The following is an 18,711-nucleotide window of genomic DNA, read 5'->3' on the forward strand; positions in this document are numbered from 1 at the left end:
TCGTTATCGGTCTGTTTGCCGGTGTCATCCGTCATGCATGATGAACCTCTTGCTCAGATTCAACGAGCAATGACTAACGACCAATGACCAATAAAACCATACCCTACGCATTAGGATTCTTGACCTACGGTATTGATAAAACTTGGTGGTGTTAACGTTGTTTTCACCGTCTAATCTCTTCACCTACAACTAGGGGAAATGCATGAAAGCATTAAGATTCGCGAAAGAGGATTATCGGTCGTCCAGTTAGAAAAATCCCCAGCTTCTACAACCTACGCTCAGAAACTGGGGATCCCAAGATAGTGCCTACAAAGGCCAGCGCCAGTTCATAATCTCTGGCTTGTCAATACCGTGCTCGTAAGCATAGTGCCGACAGTCAATTTGCAGGTTACGGAACTTTTCTTTGGCATGGGCACCTGCTACCTTAAGTTTGGGTACCCGATCAATTACATCTATCGCCAGACTAAAGCGATCAATTTGGTTGTTGATAGCCAGTTCTAACGGTGTGTTGATGTTGCCCTTTTCCTTATAGCCACGCACGTGCATGTTGACATGGTTGTGGCGACGGTAGGCTAAGCGGTGAATTAGCCAAGGATAGCCGTGGAAGTTAAAGATAACAGGCTTGTCTAGGGTGAATAGGGAATCAAAGTCTCGATCGGATAGGCCGTGGGGATGTTCAGTTTCAGGCTGAAGCTTGAATAAATCCACAACGTTGATAAACCGAATCTTCAGGTCAGGGAATTCTTCCCGCAACATCACAGTTGCTGCTAACGCCTCCAGGGTGGGAATATCCCCTGCCGATGCCATCACTACATCCGGTTCAGTGCCTTGGTCGTTGCTAGCCCAGTCCCAAATGCCGATACCCTTAGTGCAATGTTTAATCGCTGCATCCATATCCATGTATTGCAGGTGCAGTTGCTTGTCAGACACGATTACATTGACGTAGTTGGTGCTCTGCAAACAGTGATCAGCTACTGACAGCAAAGTATTGACATCCGGCGGTAGATAAATTCGCGTAACTGTGGGACTCTTGTTTACCACTATGTCTAGGAAACCAGGATCCTGATGGGTGAAGCCGTTGTGATCCTGTCGCCAGACCGTGGAAGTGATCAGCAGATTGAGGGACGAGATGGACGATCGCCATGGAATCTGGTTGCAGATCTCCAACCACTTGCAATGCTGGTTGATCATGGAATCAATTACATGCACAAATGACTCATAGGTCGAGAAAAAGCCATGCCGTCCTGTCAGGAGATAGCCCTCTAGCCAGCCTTCTAGGGTGTGCTCACTCAAAATTTCCATCACCCGCCCGTCGGTAGAGAGTTCACCTCCGTCAGCATCTTCGGGCAAATAGTCGGCAATCCAGAATTTTTTGCTAACTTCGTAGATGGCTTGGAGCTTATTAGAGGTATTTTCATCGGGGCCAAACACGCGGAAGTTAGTCATGTTGTACTTCATGACATCCCGTAGGAATACACCTAGGGGTTTGGTGTTTTCCACTTCAATTTGTCCTGGCTTGTCCACTTGAACAGCATAATTGCGGAAATCAGGCATTTTTAGAGCTTTCCGCAACAGACCCCCATTGGCATGAGGGTTAGCGCTCATACGGCGAGTACCAGTAGGGGCCAACTCTTTCAGCTCTGGGATCAGTTTGCCATCAGCATCGAACAATTCTTCAGGCTTGTAGCTGCGTAGCCACGCCTCTAACTGAGCAAGATGTTCTGGGTTCGATCGCATCCCCGATAGAGGAACTTGGTGCGCTCGCCAGAAGCCCTCTACCTTATGACCATCCACATCAGCAGGGCCTGTCCAGCCCTTGGGAGTTCGCAACACAATCATGGGATAGCGGGGACGAGTAACAATGCCTGTACTTCTAGCGTGGTGCTGAATTTGCTTGATCTCATTGATGCAATGATCTAACGTGGCTGCCATCGCCTGGTGCATCGTGTCGGGATCAGAGCCTCCTACAAAGTAGGGGGTGTAGCCGTAGCCCCGGAACAGAGCATCTAGCTCCTCATGGCTAATCCGAGACAACACTGTGGGGTTGTTAATTTTGTAGCCATTCAAGTGCAAGATAGGTAAGACCGCACCATCCCGGATGGGGTTCAGAAACTTGTTAGAATGCCAGGCCGTAGCCAAGGGGCCAGTTTCTGCCTCACCATCACCTACCACCACGACGCTAATCAAATCGGGGTTGTCGAAAACAGTGCCGTAAGCATGGGAGACGCTATAGCCCAGTTCACCACCCTCGTGAATGGAACCAGGAGTTTCGGGCGTACAGTGACTACCAATGCCACCCGGAAAGGAAAACTGGCGGAAGAAACGCTTCATTCCTTCCTCGTCTTCGCTCTTGTCAGGATAGATTTCGGAATAGGTGCCTTCGAGGTAAACAGGGGCAAGCACACCAGGAGCACCGTGCCCTGGGCCTGCTAGGTAGATCATGTTGAGATCGTAAGCCTTGATTAGGCGGTTGAGGTGCACATAGACAAAGGCTAAGCCAGGACTCGATCCCCAGTGTCCAAGCAAGCGATTTTTAATGTGGTCTAGGGACAGAGGCTGCCTGAGTAGGGGGTTATCGCGTAGATAAATCATGCCTACCGCCAAGTAGTTGCAGGCGCGCCAGTAAGCGTGAATCTTGCGGAGTTCTTCGGGACTCAGGGGGCTACCTGAAACTGTCGATCGAGCTGGGCCAAAGGCACTAATGCTGTTGATAGTGCTAGGAGCTTCGGTAGCAGGCCTAATAGGAGTTGCAACCATAACTAAGTTCCCTTGAGAGAGTTTTATTTGAAAGCGATCGCTAACGCAGATTGTCGTTAGTCAATGGTTTGTCGCGGTCATCACGATTTGGACTGCCTGTTCGGTTAGACATCTAACAGGGGATACCAAGCACACAATCATAACTATAGTGATGACGGACTTAACTTGGGACATCATCATTTTTGCATGGTGCTAAATTGCACGATTGGTCAGTTTCAGGCTTAGAATCAGCTACAGTTAGGGCGATCGCAGTGGATTCATTGTTTAACATCGTTTAAGAATTGCTTGCTATGCACCATGCTTCCATTCGCACAGCTAACATTCATCGGGCTATTGCTTTTTATGAGCAGCTTGGCTTTGTGGTGCAGGAGCGGTTCACCACAGGATATACTTTAGCCTGTTGGCTAGAGGGCTTGGGTGGACGAATTGAACTGCTTCAGGTTCCCCAACCTCGCCCAGCCCCTGATGCCTTTAGTGATGAGCACTATACTGGTTACTATCACCTATCCTTTGATTTGACTGCGATCGCTAGTGATCTGCCTACATGGTTAGCTCAACTGCAAGAGACATTTGCCCGCGCTGCTGCTGAAAAGCCTGACGGCCTCTCGCTGACCGTGTTGTTGCCTCCGACCCAGCAGATGATTGGCGATCGGGTGTATGAAGTTACCTTCATTGCAGATGCCGATGGATTACCCCTAGAGTTCATTCGGCGACTCACCTAAACTGCTAATGCCGATGACTACCTCTTCCGTTGAGCCATTCCCCAACAACTGGGCCTACCTCAGGGCTGAACTGAACTGGCTAGAGCGATTACTGATAATGGCAATTGCGCGACAACGCCGAGAATGGAGAGAGGTTAATCGAGTTGCCCAATCCCGCGCTGATCGCGTGACTAGCCACTGGTGGAAAGGCATGATTGTGGTAGAGGGTGAGGTTGCCTATGACGATCGTCAACGGCCTGGGCAGCGTCAAGCTGTTACTAGAGGTAACTGGGATCAGCAACTAGAAGCCCGAATTCAAGCTAGCTACCAGCAGGGTGTGCCTCTAGGATTGCCGCTGTTGCGCGATCGCTTGCAACTTACCCCCTTTGAAAAAAAGGTAGTGCTGGCTAGTTTGGCACCGGAAGTAAATCGTCGCTATGCCAGACTTTACAATTACTTACAGAGCTGTGATCCTAGCTATGAGACAAGTCTTCAAGCTCAGAGTAAACGTCCTTGGTTGGCATCCCCTTGCCCTAGGGAAGAGGTGGAAACAACCGAGCTACTGATCGTTGATTTGGCACTGCGGCTACTCTGTCGCAATGATATAGAATGGCAAGCGGCACGATCGGGGCTAGCGGGGAACTCTCGTCTAGTGCAACTTGGGTTGATAGAACTGATTACTGGGGCAGAGGATACGTTACTGACTAGTCGCCTTAAGCCTTCTGTGGCCCTAACCAGCTATCTCCTATCGGCATGTCCTGACCAAGCAGCGCTGGAGCGACTGCTATCTCAAGCACAGTTCCAGTCATGGAACTACCATGGGTTGCAAACTGAGACTATCCAGACTCAGCTCGATGATCTGGTGTTGCCTGCTCGTACTGTTGCCCAACTTCACTACCTGTGTTGCCGTCAGCAGTACCAAGCATCTATAAGTTGTTCGCAGCCAAGCAGTAACGTTGGGCAGGGAACGATCGCTCTGTTCACAGGTGCTCAGGGCACTGGCAAAATGATGGCAGCTCGTGCCCTTGCCCACACCCTCAATCATCCGCTTACGTGGGTAGATTTGTCCCTTGTGCAGCCATCTGACTATTTGGCATTGCTACGGGCCATTCGCGTGCAACAGCCGATCGTGCTGCTGATTCGCCATGCCCAGCACTGGTTAGGGAAATCGTCTCAGTTATCTGAAATCGACCTCAATCAGTTCTTGCATCAACGCCGAGCCATACCCTGCCTTACCCTGTTCACTACGAATCTGTTGCCAGCTATCCCACTCCCTAGGCAACGTCAGATGGATGCTGTGGTTGAGTTTCTGATACCAGATTGGCGATCGCGTCGTCAGCTCTGGCAACGCGCTTGTGCTTCAGCAGTTCCCACTGATCCCAACGTGGATTGGGATCAACTTGCCCGGCAATGGCGGCTCACTGGTGGCCAAATTCAAACGATTGTCCGCAATGCCACGATCGTAGCCCTAGCCGCTAACAGTCCCTTTCTTACCCTGGATCACATTTTGCAGGCTATTTCCACGACCCGCCTGTAAGATAGGCACAATCCTCCACAACCGTAGGCAAGGTTCCTATGTTCAACATACTTAAACCCCGCCATAAAGCTCGGTCAGTACAGATTTTTACCCGTGAAGGCATCCCGAATGTCACTATACTCGGCTTACCCCACTCCTATTGGAACGATACCTATCATTTGCTGTTGACGATGCCCTGGCCGGGATTTCTGGGACTAACAGCCTGTTTTTACTTAGTGACTAACCTAATCTTTGCTGCCCTCTATCTATCCCTACCAGATGGTATTGCCAATGCTGAATCTGGTTCGTTTATAGACATGTTTTCCTTCAGTGTGCAGACGATGGCAACCATTGGCTACGGTGCTATGTATCCTAAAAGTCCGATCGCCCATGCCCTTGTAACCCTAGAGGTATGGATTGGACTACTGGGTATTGCTATGGTCACCAGTTTAATGTTTACCCGGTTTGCCCGTCCCACTGCTCGTATTATGTTTAGTCGCTATGCCGTTATTGTGCCCTACGAGGGGGTTCCTACCTTGATGTTTCGCGCCGCTAACCAACGAGCTAACCAGATTCTAGAAGCGCAGGTCAGTGTTGCCATACTGCGACTGGAAACAACTACCGATGGGCACACTATGCGCCGATTCTATGACTTAAAGCTGGCCCGCTCTCGTAGCCCTGTCTTTGCCCTGACGTGGACTGTGATGCATACTATTGATGAAAGCAGCCCCCTATGGGGCATGAGTGTAGAATCTCTGGTCAATGATAACGACCTGACAATTATAGTGACCATGACTGGCATTGACGAAACCTTGTCTCAGACTATTCATGCTCGTCACGCATACCTCGCCCGTGATATTTTATGGAATCAGCGCTTCGTGGATATGGTGCTACCACTGCCTGGTGGCAGGCGAGCCATCGATTATCATCGCTTTCATGAAGTCGTCCCTTGGTAACAGTGGCGGCTTGAATACTACTCCTATTTCTACTAATGACGCTGCCTTTGCACTTAATCATTTCAGAGATATTGCGCGATCGCATTCTCCAGGGCAAATATCAGCCAGGAGAACAGTTGCCTAGTGAACATCAACTCATGATGGAATTTGACGCAAGTCGCACGACCATTCGTCGATCGCTAACCAACCTAGTGCACCAAGGCTTGGTAACTGCTCACCAAGGCAAAGGCGTATTTGTGGCTGAACGTCAAAAAGTTGTCTATTCCCTCACCAGTCCTCTGATGTTTCTAGAGGATGACATGGCTCGCCAAGGGATCACCCTGTCAGTTCGTAATCTGCTGTTTGAGCTGGTGACAGTGCCTGCTGAAATTCAGAGCATCATGAAGTTACCTGTAGAGTCACCTACGGCTTATTTGCAAAAAAAACTGCTGTTGATGGATGGTGTGGTAGGGGCGATCGACATTACCTATGTGCCACCCGATTTAGGACAAACCTACAGGACTGAATTGACCCAACAGATGACCTTTCCCGTGCTAAAGAACCACGGTGTGGTGATTGAACGTATCGAAGCCATTCTCGAATGTACCCTAGCTAGTTATGAACTCAGCCAACACCTGGATGTGCCCCTAGGGCATCCCCTGATTGTCTATCGCCACACGGCTTACACGACTGGCGATCAACCTGTGGTGCACGGGGAATCTATCTCTCGCGCCGATCGTTTTTGCTACTCTGTCACCCTCACAGCCTAGAGCAACCCTGCACCATTAGGAATCTAGGTCATGGCAAACACTTTGGTTTCTACCCTGATTCTTTGCCTTATACAGAGCTTGATCAGCACTTGCTATCAGCATAGCCGTAGTTTTGTTAGGGGTAGGCACCACACTAGCTACCCCAGCGCTTAAAGTGACAGAGTTAGCCACGGATGACTGCTCATGGGGAATGTTAAGAGATTGCACCGCTTGACGCATAGCTTCTGCCACGTGATATCCCCCCATTGCTGTAGTGTTGGGCAAAATGACCGCAAACTCTTCCCCACCATAGCGAGCAACCAAATCAGATGCCCGGTGCACCGTTGCTTGAATGGTGTAAGCCACTTGGCGCAAACAGTCATCCCCTGCTTGGTGCCCGTAGTGATCGTTGTAGCGCTTGAAGTAGTCAACATCGCAAAGAATCAAACACAGGGGGGCACGATCGCGTTCCATACGCCGCCACTCAAGTTGCAGGCGCTCGTCAAATGAACGTCGATTGGCAACTTGGGTCAAGCCATCTAAGGTTGCTAGCCGTTGTAACTCAGCATTTGCCTGCTGCAACCTAGTTTCGACTTGCTTCAAGTCGGTAATATCGCGGGCTACCCACAACACAGTGTACTCAGTCAGGGGAGACACGTTAGCCAAAAACCAAATGTCACTATTGCCTAGTTTCAGGCTATATTCCACGTTGACAGTGCGTTGTTCACGTAGAGCCTGACGAATATGCGACAGATAAATCTCTGCCTTGTCTGGGGGCAATACGTCATGCACACTTTGGTTCACGAGAGATTCGATCGGCCTTACTAGGGTCTCAGCTCCCGTGGGGGCAATTCCTAGACACCGCCCCTGGTAGTCAAACACAATAATGACATCTGTCATGGCAGCAATTAGCGCCCTCAGCTCCGCTTCTGCCTGTTTTTGCTGCATAACCGTGCCCAACTGAGCCGCCATTGCCGACACCAACGTCACTAGTTGATGATCTTGGGGCTGGTTGTCTGCCATGTAAAACACCAGTACAGCAATTACGCAGGTAGAGTCTGGGCTAGATTGGGAAGTAGCAGTCACGATCGGCACCCCAAACCCACTCTGAAAGCCACAAGCTGCAACCGTATTAGTTACATCGATTTCAGCAGCGAGATTATGAATCCAACAGGGTTGACCCGTTTGCCACACTAGCCCAGCCAGCCCTTCGCCAGGCACCAAGGTTCGATGCTGTTGTTGACGACAAAACGCCTCGACTGCTGCTACCAATTGCGGCTCAGTCTGGTGATGGCAGTACCAAATTGAACTCCGGTATAAGCTGCTTTGGTAATTGAGAGTGGGGATCCACGCTTCACCATAACTCCAACCTGTTGCCTCACAAACTCGTTCCAACGCAACTGCCAACGCCGCCTCAAAGTTGGGAGCCTGGTTAATTGCCTGACTAATGTCGAGTAATAGTTGTAACTCAGACAATGCCTGTTGTAGTTGCACTCCCTTTTGCTGCTCACGGGCATTCGCCAACTCTAGCTCTAGCGTGCGATTTCTCACTTCTTGCTCTAATGTGAGGTTGAAACTATGTAGTTTTTCCGTATATTCATCCCGTGCTTTGAGGGCACAAAACACCCGTAGGCCAGTAATCAAGGACGTGATCAATTTTTGAGTTGTCAGTTCCGTTTTTGTGCGATAGTCGTTGATCTCGTAGTCTCGGATTATACTATCTTCAGGTACTTGTCCTGGCTGTCCAGTCCGGAGGATGATCTGAGTGCGCTCGTTGCCTAGAGTGTGACGAATATATTCAACAACCTGTAAACCCGCATCGTCTGTCTCCATGATGACATCTAACAGCACAACCGCAATGTCAGGATTGTCAGCAATAGTTTGTTTTGCTTCTTGGGCATTGTAGGCACTGAGGATTCGCATTGGTTTTTGTTCAAAGGTGACATCGCTAATCACTAAGGCAGTCACCTGATGAATCTCAGGATCATCATCCACAATTAGGATTTTCCATGCATCGTCATTATTGTCTAAGTCGGCAGCATTTGAGTCAGTACCATCCTCTTCGTCGGCAAAAATAACCTCATCGACATCATGAGCAGATGCTTCGATAGCTAATACGCGATCGCTTTCTATGTCGGGTGCTTGTGGATCCATATGACCCATAGCAACAGGAACTCTACTGGCACCTGCCGCCAATGCTGAATCTGTTATGGAGAACTTTCTAGACGGTGAGTTGTGGGTCACGGGTTATCGAGGCTAGAGGCTACAACTATCGGGGCTACGGGCTACGATTCAGTGCACAGGCCGAGCAAAACTGTCCACAACAGATGAACGGCATGGGCGATACACAACCTAGACTAGGGTGTGAAGTTGTGAATGATCGGTTAACCTATGAAGTCTTAGATCGTTTGATACGGTCAATTTCCTCTTGCAAGGAGGCAATTTGACGGCGTAACTCATCTACATCTTGAGATGGGGATGTCGAATCATTAGTTTCACTAGAGGACACATCTACTGAGCCTTCCTCACTAGCATGAGTATAGTTTCCCATCCGAATTTGACGATAGCTGTCAGACGTTGACCACTCCTGTAAGTAGTGTACTCGTTCAACCGTGAATGGATGGGTCAGGAACACACCATCAGAGAAGTTATTGTATAGCAAGAACTTGTATACCTGGTTAAGGGCATCTTGATCTAGCCCTTGATAGCGTTCTGACTGGCGAATAAACTCATCTATGCTAATTTCATGGGCATATTTGCGGCTGCCGCCTGCCATTTTCATCATGCTGTGGAGCACGGGGTTGAGTTCATCCATCACTAACAGTGCAGCTCGATCAGCGGAGAGTTCTGCTTTGCGTAACCACTCAAAAAACGCCAAGATTAAGCCTGTACTCACGAGGGTTGTTAGCCCAAAGGTCATGCCTGCTAAACCAGAGACAACTACGATCGCCCAGCGAGCCATTTGGTTAAGGGTAGTGTGCCCACACTTGATGTGACCAAGTTCGTGGGCAATCACCGATCGCAGCTCCGCTTCAGTTAACAAATCCAGCAAGGCTGTATTGAGCACAATAGACGGATGCTCTTCCCCCAAAGCGTAGGCATTAACAGTTGACGACTGGGAAACAAACAACGTCGGTTCTGGTTGAATGTCTAAGTCTCGAACGCATTCTCGAAACAGGTGATAGAGGTTGGCATACTGACGTGGCCCGACTTGAATACTGTTACCCATGAGGTAGATGGATTGTGGACGTTCGTAAACAAACTCTACAAATTTACGGGCAAGCAAGTTGAAACCAGGGACACTCCGTAAAGCCTGCTCTGCTTGGCTGTCCAACGGGTGCCTGAACGCTTCGCTAGAAATTCCGGTATAGGTAGGCATAGTTAGAAATCTCCATACTCCTTGATGTTAATCAGCAATGCTGTACTATAGTCATGCATTGAGCGGTTATGCTTAATTATCGTCTGTGCTTGCGGTCACGAATGCAAAACACCCTTCAGTCTCCACATCAACGATTCCAGACATGTTCTGAGCATCACCTCCTAGTTGGTCGCCAAGCAGCTACGTGGACTAGGGTAGGGTTTACTTGCCTGCTAACAGTCAACCTGCTGTCAGCTTACAGCATTGCCTCTAGCCTTACTGGATATAGCGCTGCTGCATATGTTGACGCTGATGGTTATACTGGCCAAGTTGCGGTGACCTCATCGTCACTAACCATGGCTCAAGCTAGCAGCATTACACGGCGAACTCTACGGGTGGGTAATCAAGGTGAAGATGTTCGAGAACTCCAAGCAGCGTTGAAACTGCTGGGGTACTTCACGGGTGCGATCGACGGCATCTTTGGCGCTCAAACGGAAGCAGCCGTGCGGCGATTTCAATCTGCGGCTGGCACCGACTCAGATGGCATTGTAGGCGCTGCAACATGGTCAAAGCTGTTCCCAGCGGCCACAATGTTCAGTAGCAGCCCGTCTCCTCCACCACCAGCATCTAATCCAGAGTTTCCGACATTACGGCGGGGGTCACGGGGAGAGGCTGTTGAACGCTTGCAGCAACGGCTACGGGCACGGGGGTTTTTGCAAAGTTTCCCTGATGGGGTGTTTGGCCCTAATACTGAAGCTGCTGTCAAAGCGGCACAACGTCGTTACGGCCTAGAACCTGATGGCATTGTTGGCCCAGCCACATGGGATGCCCTATCTCGGTAAAGACTGCCCAACTAGCCTGCTTTTTAGGCTACCCTAATGGCTTCACTACAACCCTAGTTGCTAATACCAATACGCCCCCACAGTGCCCGCATTGGACACCGGGATGTGCGCTTGGGAGCAGACTCCTGGTTCAAGATGGGCAGTAAGCTAGTTGGCCCCAAGTCACTCAACTGGTAGCCATTGGGATAACTGTGGTAAGGAGGATTGGTTAACGACGCATCCCGATCGCGAGGGGGCAACCAATGCATCAGGAAACTTCTGGCCTTTAACCCACCAGTAACCAACCATTGAGTGGCAATAGATGGTGTCGGCATCCCCAGTGCCTGTTGAGCCGGTTCATCCAACAAGGCATGGAAGCTAGAGCGCAACAATGGATGCAACCATGTAGGGAACCAACTTAACAATAAGTTCCGCGTGACAGTGGCAATCGCCTGGTTAGTGTCTGTATAGCGGAAGTGATGCTGTTCATAATCTCGATTAAATTGCTCGAATGCTTCATAGCTATCGGGAATATCGCGGATGCCCATACGTTTGCCTACCTCTCGCCAAAAGTAGAAGGAGGCAAGCTGCTCTTGCAGACACATCCGCCGCCAACCGAAGCGAGCATTCCACCGAATTGGCTCGTAGATAATTGTGGAGAGAACATACAGAAAGTCATCATTGGCGATTGCAAATCGCCGGTGCATCCGGTTCATGCGTCGAATTACCTCGCGACCGCGATCGCTGTCGTAGCCCCATCGAGCCAGCTCTGCCACGATAATACTGGTATCGTCATAACGTTTCTGCGGATGGTGACGAAACTCGCCAGTCCTGTGCAGTAACCCTGAAATAGAAGGTACACAAAACGTGCGTAACAGAGCAATTTCCATTGCACGGTTCATTTCCCAGGGAAACTCATAACTGGTCATTAAGTGATAAATCTTACAATGATCCTGGATAGGATCAAGCTGTAAAATTTGCTTGAGGTTGGTATAGCGACTCATACACCCTCCGGGATTATCTAGGCTCACTAGACGTATTCAGAGAATGCTGAGAGCCTTCCGGACTAAATTCTCAGTGTATTCTCTGAGATTCTGTCCGCCAATTGGCTATCCGTAAAACGTGAAAGATGGAGGAGAAATAGTCATAAGCCGCTCTGGATAGGCATCTTGGCAATTCTTGGATGCTCAATCGGTTGTCTGCCCAGTTTCCCCCTCGCCTAGGCACGACAATAGTTTTATGGAGAACGTCATGGGTCGGCATCATTGGGTCTAGAGAAGGGGAAGGTAGTAAAGGGGTGCCAGCGCTTGCCATCATGGTGCAGCAAGGTTAGTGCAGTGGCCAGAAATGTTTGCTGAAATGGGCGATCGCGAAACTCTGCCCAGGCTGTAACAAAGTTGGGTTTGGTCAAGTCTCGAAAGGCAACCGTCATATGGGGCACAAATGCCCGTTGTTGTGCTTGAGCATCAACGATTCCTAAGGATGCTTTCATGACATCAGCAACATGGGTCTGGAGAGTCATCAACCATGGCGTAGGGTTCACATGGATGTAGATGACGCGAGGGGGAAAGGACTGGAAACCATCCAGGGTAATCAGGTTAGGAGAGTGATGGCTGGCAACATCCTGCAAACAAGTCTTTACCCTAGCGATCGTCTCCATATTCCACATGAACGGGGGTTGTAGGGTGATGTGGGGTGGCGACAGCTGGGCACCACGGCTATGGTAGCGATCAGCAAATTCTTGTTTGATAGCATCAACAGTTTCCTGGAGAGGTTCCGGGGGGAGCAGCGCTACAAAAAAGCGGGTGTTCATCAGTAGTTGCCTATTAGCAGAAAGTTTACAAAGAGTGCAATGTAAGGGTAGAGTTGCGGTAATCTAGCACTGAACATCTGGATAGAACGCATGAGGATCCTAGTTACGGGTGGTGCTGGCTTTATAGGCTCTCATATTGTTGATCGCCTAATGGATGCAGGCCATGAGGTTATTTGTCTAGACAATTTTTACACAGGCAGTAAGCGCAACATTCTAAAATGGCTTGATCATCCGTACTTTGAAATGATTCGCCATGACATTGTGGAGCCTATTTATCTGGAGGTAGATCAAATCTATCATCTAGCCTGTCCAGCCTCACCTCAACATTACCAATTCAATCCGATTAAGACCATCAAGGTCGGTTTCTTGGGCACCATGAACATGCTAGGGTTAGCGAAACGCACGGGAGCTAGGATTTTAATCGCCTCTACGTCAGAAGTATATGGCGATCCCGAAATTCACCCCCAGCCTGAAGACTACCGAGGTAATGTTAATCCGATCGGCATCCGTGCCTGCTACGACGAGGGTAAACGTATCGGTGAAACCCTAGCTTTTGACTATCATCGCCAACATGGTGTTGCGATTCGAGTAGCCCGTATTTTCAACACCTACGGCAGCCGCATGTTAGAAAACGATGGGCGGGTGATTAGTAATTTCGTATTTCAAGCCCTGCGAGGTAACCCGCTAACGGTCTACGGAGATGGATCTCAAACTCGGAGTTTTTGCTATGTCAGCGACTTGGTAGAGGGGCTGATTCGACTCATGAACAGTGAGCATACTGGCCCTATGAACTTGGGGAATCCTGGAGAGTATACGATTTTACAACTAGCAGAGACGGTACGACAGAAGGTAAACCCAGCACTGGAAATCTTGTTTAAGCCCTTACCCCAAGATGACCCCCGTCGTCGCCAGCCAGATATTACCTTAGCAAAGACTTGCTTAGGTTGGGAACCAGTAGTGCCCCTAAGCGAAGGGTTAGACCTAACGATCGCAGACTTTAGAGCACGCCTGAATGACTACTGAACATTGAGGAATGATGACTATGCGCGTTTGTGTCATTGGTACAGGATATGTTGGATTGGTAACCGGAGCATGCTTAGCCCACGTCGGACACCAGGTGATCTGCGTAGACAACAACGAAGAAAAGGTCAAGCTGATGAAGTCAGGGCAATCTCCCATTTTTGAACCAGGGCTATCGGAAATTATGCAGGCGGCAATTCAAGCCCAGACGATTGAATTTACGACAGACTTGGGGGCTGGAGTTGCCCATGGTGAAATTCTGTTCATTGCTGTAGGAACGCCAGCCTTACCTACAGGTGAGAGCGACACTCGCTATGTGGAAGCAGTGGCAAAAGGTATTGGTGCTCATTTAAATGGTGGCTACAAAGTAATTGTCAACAAATCTACGGTGCCGATCGGATCTGGCGACTGGGTACGACGGATTGTATTAGACGGCATTGCCGAACGACAAAAAAACTCTAATTCATCCACTGATGCTGCCTTTGATGTGGTGAGCAATCCTGAATTTTTACGAGAAGGTTCTGCTGTTTACGATACCTTTAATCCTGACCGCATCGTCTTAGGTGGCAATAGCCTCCGGGCGATCGACCTCATGAAGCAACTCTACGAACCCATCATTCAACGCAAGGTAGCTGAAAATACTAACTTACCCCCAGTACCCGTGGTTGTTACTGATTTAAGCTCGGCTGAAATGGTCAAGTATGCCGCTAATGCATTTTTGGCCACAAAAATCAGCTTCATCAACGAAGTCGCTAACATCTGCGATCGAGTCGGGGCTGACATTACCCAAGTGGCCCTAGGTATTGGTTTAGACTCCCGCATTGGCAGCAAGTTTTTGCAGGCGGGCATTGGTTGGGGTGGCTCCTGTTTTCCTAAGGATGTTGCAGCGTTAATCCACACAGCTAATGACTATGGCTATGATGCTCAACTACTGAAGTCGGTTGTCAGTGTTAACCAGCGTCAGCGCTTGATTACCATCGAAAAACTCCAGCAAGTGTTGAAAATTCTTAAGGGCAAAACCATTGGTCTGCTGGGACTAACCTTCAAACCAGACACCGATGACATGCGTGATGCTCCTTCCCTAGACTTGATTGAGCAACTCAGCCGCCTGGGAGCTAAGGTAAAGGCCTACGACCCGATCGTATCCCAAACAGGGATGCGCCATGGCTTATCCAATGTGTTGGTGGAAACCGACCCAGAACGACTCGCCGATGGTTGTGATGCCCTTGTACTCGTGACGGAGTGGCAACAGTTCCGCACGTTGGACTATGGCAAGATGGCACTGCTAATGGCTTCACCTGTATTGATTGATGGTCGCAACTTCCTTGACCAAGCCAAGTTAGAAGCTGCTGGTTTCCGCTATGTGGGCATTGGTCGTTGTGGATAACTGAACCCCTCAAACAGTAATGTAGACATCCAGGCTGTATTCGCATTAACGTCATCCCTGACTACAATTGATTAGCTACCAGTTCTTGACCAGTCAGGGTTACTATGCTTGTCTCCCCCTCTGCTAGCCTCGTCCATCCCTGCGACGATGTGGCCATCACCTTGGCACCATTATCCCTTAATGAAGTCTATGCCCTAGCCGATGACCCAGCCAATGGCGCGATCGTCGTCATGAGTGGCATGGTGCGCAACCAAACCGATGGCAAACCTGTAGTCGCATTGGAATATCAAGCTTATGAGCCGATGGCGATTGCTGTGTTTCGCCAGATTGCCCAGCACATTCGCCTCACGTGGACAGATGTAAACCGGGTTGTGATTCATCATCGGGTAGGACGCTTACAGGTCGGAGATATCAGCGTGCTAGTAGCAGTAGGTTGTCCCCATCGGGCTGAAGCCTTTGCTGCTTGTCAGTATGCGATCGATACCCTAAAGCACAATGCCCCCATCTGGAAAAAGGAGCATTGGGCTGATGGGTCTAGCAGTTGGGTGAGTATTGGTGCCTGCGAAGACAACTCCCTGCCATGAAGCCAACATTCCAGAGGTGCTTGCTGCTTAGAGTTCTGCTGGAGGAGACTGTAGGCGCATCAACCAAGCAAAACCTGCACTCGTGGCAAACATTAACAGACTGTAGATAGCCGCCGGAATCGCCATGTTTGGATTATTTAACAGTGTGGGGGCACTGGCAATGGCGATCGCTAACGTCCCATTTTGAATGCCCACTTCCACAGTGATAGCCTTGATGCTAGAGTGATCCAGGCGGGCTAAACACCCCAGCCCATAGCCCAGCGCCATGGTGAGCACATTCAGCGTCAACGTTACACCACCTACCTGCAAGAAGAAACTGGCTAGATTGGCTCTTTCCTTTAGCAATAAGCCTGTGATGATCACGGCAAGGAAAAAGAGAGATAGCCACTTTACCCCTGTTTCCACCCTGGCCGCAACCTTGGGGGCATAGTGACGAATCACCATCCCCAGACTCACAGGAATTACCGTAATCACCGCAATTTGCATAATCGTCGCCAGTAGTGGCAGTTGCAGTGTTGCATCAGCCTGCATAAAGACTTGCATTCCCCAATTCACCACTAGGGGAATAGTAAACACTGTAATCAAACTGCTTACGGCTGTTAGCGTAATAGACAATGCTACATTGCCCTGCACCAGGTAGGTGATGAGATTAGAGGTAGGCCCGCCTGGGCTAGCCGCTAGAATGACGACTCCTACTGCTAATTCACGCGAGAGGGGAAAGAGCCTTGCCAAGCCAAACCCTACCAGTGGCAAGATCACCAATTGAGCCAACAATCCGACTAGCACTAGCTTAGGTTCCGTCAATACCCGCTTAAAGTCACTGACGGTTAGCCCTAATCCCATGCCCAACATAATGATGAACAGGGCAAGGGGAAGAAACACCGCTGTAAGAAAGTTAGACTCCATAGAGGTCAGATTTCATAGATGTCACATTTCACAAAGTGCTCTTATCCTACAGGGCGATTGAGTCCATGAATTGGGTCAACATGAGTTCGATACTGCTAAACATGCCAAGAGCAGATAGTCTGTTGCTGTTTACTGGGTCAATTAGACACGCTCAAGGCTTTCTAATAAATTGAACTGAGGCTAACTTACATGTCATCAAATCTAGACGGCCTCAGATAGATCGAAACTGCCTAGATTGACTGATAATGAGAACTCAGTGTTTGCAGTTGAAGTTCTAGCGGAGGGGCTATGGGTCGCGCTAACAAAGTTGTATTGGCATATTCGGGGGGTGTGGATACCTCTGTGTGTATCCCCTACCTGAAGGAAGAATGGGGCGTGAAAGAAGTCATTACGTTAGCAGCAGACCTAGGCCAAGGTGAAGAACTAGGGCCAATTAAGCAAAAAGCACTTGACTCCGGGGCTAGCATTTCATTAGTGGCTGATGCAACGGAGCGATTCATTACTGATTACGCTTTTCCAGCAATTCAAGCCAATGCCCTCTATGAAAACCGTTACCCGCTGTCTACGGCCTTGGCTCGGCCTCTGATTGCAAAGTTGCTGGTAGAAGCAGCCGAGGAGTACGGGGCAGATGCAGTAGCCCATGGTTGTACAGGCAAAGGCAATGATCAGGTGCGGTTTGACGTGTCGATCGCCGCCCTAAATCCTGACTTAAAGGTGCTGGCTCCGGCACGGGAATGGGGCATGAGTCGGGAAGAAACAATCGCCTACGGAGAAAAGTTTGGGATTCCATCACCGGTCAAGAAGTCATCTCCCTATAGCATCGATCGCAACCTGCTGGGACGCAGCATTGAAGCTGGCCCATTGGAAGACCCTTGGACAGAGCCATCGGAAGAAGTGTATTTGATGACCACTGCCATTGCTGACACCCCCAATGAACCAACATACGTGGAAATTGGCTTTGAGCAAGGCATTCCCGTCAGCTTAGATGGTGAAGCCCTAGCGCCAGTTGCTTTAGTCAGTAAGCTTAACAACCTAGCTGGTGCCCATGGTGTAGGACGCATCGATATGATAGAGAATCGGCTAGTGGGCATCAAATCTCGTGAGATTTATGAGGCTCCAGCACTCTTGACCCTAATTCAAGCCCATCGAGATCTAGAGAGTCTGACCTTGACAGCGGATGTGACCCACTACAAGCGAGGTATTGAAGAAACCTATTCACAGATAGTGTATAACGGCTTGTGGTACAGCCCTCTTAAAGCTGCATTGGATGCCTTTATCCAAAAAACGCAGGAACGGGTTAGTGGAACTGTGAGGGTCAAGCTATTCAAAGGGATGGCGACGATCGTCGGGCGGCAGTCTAGCTATTCTCTGTATTCGCCCGATTTGGCAACCTATACATCGGACGATCAGTTTGATCACAAAGCGGCAGAGGGCTTTATCTACATCTGGGGATTGCCTACCAAGGTATGGTCTCAGAAACTTCGGGGTTAAGCCATGTAGCAATGCACATGTTATCTAGAACGTTTGTAGTGAAGACTTAAGTCCTCACTACAAGCTACGACTGCAAGCATGTGCTAACCTTAACCCTGAGCACTATATGGTATGGTGCTCTTATGCTACAGTATGGCTGCTTTCTCTCGTCTTGATGCCAATAGCCTACTGTGCGGATTCAACTCGACTCCTATGCGAATATGCGAACAATGGTTGAATGGGTGATGGGTAAAATACAACGCCTCTTGATAGCAGTAGTACTTTGTGCAGTAGGACTGTTCTGTTGTTGGCAGGCCACAGTTTCAGCCGTAGACTCGCCGCAAACTGTGGTGCAACAGTTTTATCAGTGGTACCTGCAAAATCAAAGTAGGGCACGAGAACGGATTAACCAGCAACGATCAGCCTTTACCCCGCAGTTTTATCAGCAGTTGACGCAAGCGTTTCAGAAACAACCTGGTGATGGTAAATGGTTAGATTTTGACCCCTTTTCCAATACTCAGGTATCAGCCTATAGGTTCGTGGTGAAATCAGTGCGGCTATCTCCTCAGAATAATCGCTCTGCTGAAGTTAATATCGAAGTATATGCGGATCTGCGTCCACCTGGTAGACCTGTGCCCATCAAGGTGCTTGTAGATCGCACTGGCGATCGCTGGCAGATTAGGAACCTAGTCTA

The 18,711-nt window shown here is 49.5% G+C and carries 16 protein-coding genes; 10 read left to right on the top strand and 6 right to left on the bottom strand.

The annotated features are described in order from the left end of the window. Positions 1-306: 306 nt before the first annotated feature. Entirely contained in the window at positions 307-2,757 is a 2,451-nt protein-coding gene (locus NZ772_01780) for a phosphoketolase family protein (GenBank protein ID MCS6812294.1), read from the bottom strand. 290 nt (positions 2,758-3,047) lie between these two features. Here NZ772_01780 and NZ772_01785 point away from each other — a divergent pair, with 290 nt between their 5' ends. The 4 genes from NZ772_01785 to NZ772_01800 are packed head-to-tail and all read left to right on the top strand — an operon-like array spanning position 3,048 to position 6,679. Beyond that, a complete protein-coding gene (locus tag NZ772_01785; protein MCS6812295.1) occupies positions 3,048-3,479 on the top strand; it encodes a VOC family protein in 432 nt (143 codons plus the stop codon). 13 nt (positions 3,480-3,492) lie between these two features. Further along, positions 3,493-4,995 carry an ATP-binding protein gene (locus NZ772_01790; protein ID MCS6812296.1) on the top strand — a complete coding sequence of 501 codons (1,503 nt, stop codon included), beginning with the start codon at positions 3,493-3,495 and terminating at the stop codon, positions 4,993-4,995. A gap of 38 nt (positions 4,996-5,033) precedes the next feature. Then, positions 5,034-5,930, top strand: a complete 897-nt coding sequence (locus tag NZ772_01795) for an ion channel (GenBank protein MCS6812297.1) — start codon at positions 5,034-5,036, stop codon at positions 5,928-5,930. Positions 5,931-5,965: 35 nt separating this feature from the next. Further along, positions 5,966-6,679, top strand: coding sequence for a GntR family transcriptional regulator (locus tag NZ772_01800; protein ID MCS6812298.1), 714 nt, complete (start codon positions 5,966-5,968; stop codon positions 6,677-6,679). Positions 6,680-6,694: 15 nt separating this feature from the next. On the opposite strand, the gene NZ772_01805 is transcribed toward NZ772_01800, so the two are convergent. Both NZ772_01805 and NZ772_01810 read right to left on the bottom strand, forming a co-directional pair. Continuing rightward, positions 6,695-8,812: a diguanylate cyclase gene (locus NZ772_01805; protein ID MCS6812299.1), complete on the bottom strand. Its 2,118-nt coding sequence runs from the start codon at positions 8,810-8,812 to the stop codon at positions 6,695-6,697. A gap of 235 nt (positions 8,813-9,047) precedes the next feature. Further along, a complete protein-coding gene (locus NZ772_01810) occupies positions 9,048-10,037 on the bottom strand; it encodes a M48 family metallopeptidase (GenBank protein ID MCS6812300.1) in 990 nt (329 codons plus the stop codon). Between the two features lie 101 nt (positions 10,038-10,138). Here NZ772_01810 and NZ772_01815 point away from each other — a divergent pair, with 101 nt between their 5' ends. Beyond that, the gene (locus NZ772_01815; protein MCS6812301.1) at positions 10,139-10,858 is read left to right on the top strand and encodes a peptidoglycan-binding protein; all 720 of its coding nucleotides are present in this window, start codon (positions 10,139-10,141) and stop codon (positions 10,856-10,858) included. 53 nt (positions 10,859-10,911) lie between these two features. On the opposite strand, the gene NZ772_01820 is transcribed toward NZ772_01815, so the two are convergent. Further along, a complete protein-coding gene (locus NZ772_01820; GenBank protein ID MCS6812302.1) occupies positions 10,912-11,841 on the bottom strand; it encodes a DUF2236 domain-containing protein in 930 nt (309 codons plus the stop codon). A gap of 245 nt (positions 11,842-12,086) precedes the next feature. Next, positions 12,087-12,650: a 2'-5' RNA ligase family protein gene (locus NZ772_01825; GenBank protein ID MCS6812303.1), complete on the bottom strand. Its 564-nt coding sequence runs from the start codon at positions 12,648-12,650 to the stop codon at positions 12,087-12,089. Between the two features lie 90 nt (positions 12,651-12,740). Between NZ772_01825 and NZ772_01830 the strand changes: the two genes are divergently transcribed. The 3 genes from NZ772_01830 to NZ772_01840 all read left to right on the top strand — a co-directional run bounded on the left by NZ772_01830 (position 12,741) and on the right by NZ772_01840 (position 15,641). Next, positions 12,741-13,673, top strand: coding sequence for an SDR family oxidoreductase (locus tag NZ772_01830; GenBank protein MCS6812304.1), 933 nt, complete (start codon positions 12,741-12,743; stop codon positions 13,671-13,673). A 19-nt stretch (positions 13,674-13,692) separates the two neighbouring features. Then, entirely contained in the window at positions 13,693-15,057 is a 1,365-nt protein-coding gene (locus NZ772_01835) for a UDP-glucose/GDP-mannose dehydrogenase family protein (protein ID MCS6812305.1), read from the top strand. Between the two features lie 104 nt (positions 15,058-15,161). Continuing rightward, positions 15,162-15,641 carry a molybdenum cofactor biosynthesis protein MoaE gene (locus NZ772_01840; protein MCS6812306.1) on the top strand — a complete coding sequence of 160 codons (480 nt, stop codon included), beginning with the start codon at positions 15,162-15,164 and terminating at the stop codon, positions 15,639-15,641. Between the two features lie 27 nt (positions 15,642-15,668). Here the strand turns inward: NZ772_01840 and NZ772_01845 are convergent, their stop codons facing one another. Next, the gene (locus NZ772_01845) at positions 15,669-16,547 is read right to left on the bottom strand and encodes a bile acid:sodium symporter family protein (protein ID MCS6812307.1); all 879 of its coding nucleotides are present in this window, start codon (positions 16,545-16,547) and stop codon (positions 15,669-15,671) included. Between the two features lie 288 nt (positions 16,548-16,835). On the opposite strand from NZ772_01845, the gene NZ772_01850 reads away from it, so the two are divergent. Further along, the gene (locus NZ772_01850; protein MCS6812308.1) at positions 16,836-18,038 is read left to right on the top strand and encodes an argininosuccinate synthase; all 1,203 of its coding nucleotides are present in this window, start codon (positions 16,836-16,838) and stop codon (positions 18,036-18,038) included. 200 nt (positions 18,039-18,238) lie between these two features. After that, a partial coding sequence (locus tag NZ772_01855) for a YbjP/YqhG family protein (protein ID MCS6812309.1) occupies positions 18,239-18,711 on the top strand: 473 nt, incomplete at its 3' end.

The sequence above is a fragment of the Cyanobacteriota bacterium genome (assembly GCA_025054735.1).
In the GTDB taxonomy this organism is placed as follows: Bacteria; Cyanobacteriota; Cyanobacteriia; order SKYG9; family SKYG9; genus SKYG9.

What these genes read in the sequence shown, in the direction of transcription:
- NZ772_01780 (MCS6812294.1), bottom strand. Translation starts at nt 2,757, where the DNA reads ATGGTTGCAACTCCTATTAGGCCTGCTACCGAAGCTCCTAGCACTATC.
- NZ772_01785 (MCS6812295.1), top strand. Translation starts at nt 3,048, where the DNA reads ATGCACCATGCTTCCATTCGCACAGCTAACATTCATCGGGCTATTGCT.
- NZ772_01790 (MCS6812296.1), top strand. Translation starts at nt 3,493, where the DNA reads ATGACTACCTCTTCCGTTGAGCCATTCCCCAACAACTGGGCCTACCTC.
- NZ772_01795 (MCS6812297.1), top strand. Translation starts at nt 5,034, where the DNA reads ATGTTCAACATACTTAAACCCCGCCATAAAGCTCGGTCAGTACAGATT.
- NZ772_01800 (MCS6812298.1), top strand. Translation starts at nt 5,966, where the DNA reads ATGACGCTGCCTTTGCACTTAATCATTTCAGAGATATTGCGCGATCGC.
- NZ772_01805 (MCS6812299.1), bottom strand. Translation starts at nt 8,812, where the DNA reads ATGGATCCACAAGCACCCGACATAGAAAGCGATCGCGTATTAGCTATC.
- NZ772_01810 (MCS6812300.1), bottom strand. Translation starts at nt 10,037, where the DNA reads ATGCCTACCTATACCGGAATTTCTAGCGAAGCGTTCAGGCACCCGTTG.
- NZ772_01815 (MCS6812301.1), top strand. Translation starts at nt 10,139, where the DNA reads ATGCAAAACACCCTTCAGTCTCCACATCAACGATTCCAGACATGTTCT.
- NZ772_01820 (MCS6812302.1), bottom strand. Translation starts at nt 11,841, where the DNA reads ATGAGTCGCTATACCAACCTCAAGCAAATTTTACAGCTTGATCCTATC.
- NZ772_01825 (MCS6812303.1), bottom strand. Translation starts at nt 12,650, where the DNA reads ATGAACACCCGCTTTTTTGTAGCGCTGCTCCCCCCGGAACCTCTCCAG.
- NZ772_01830 (MCS6812304.1), top strand. Translation starts at nt 12,741, where the DNA reads ATGAGGATCCTAGTTACGGGTGGTGCTGGCTTTATAGGCTCTCATATT.
- NZ772_01835 (MCS6812305.1), top strand. Translation starts at nt 13,693, where the DNA reads ATGCGCGTTTGTGTCATTGGTACAGGATATGTTGGATTGGTAACCGGA.
- NZ772_01840 (MCS6812306.1), top strand. Translation starts at nt 15,162, where the DNA reads ATGCTTGTCTCCCCCTCTGCTAGCCTCGTCCATCCCTGCGACGATGTG.
- NZ772_01845 (MCS6812307.1), bottom strand. Translation starts at nt 16,547, where the DNA reads ATGGAGTCTAACTTTCTTACAGCGGTGTTTCTTCCCCTTGCCCTGTTC.
- NZ772_01850 (MCS6812308.1), top strand. Translation starts at nt 16,836, where the DNA reads ATGGGTCGCGCTAACAAAGTTGTATTGGCATATTCGGGGGGTGTGGAT.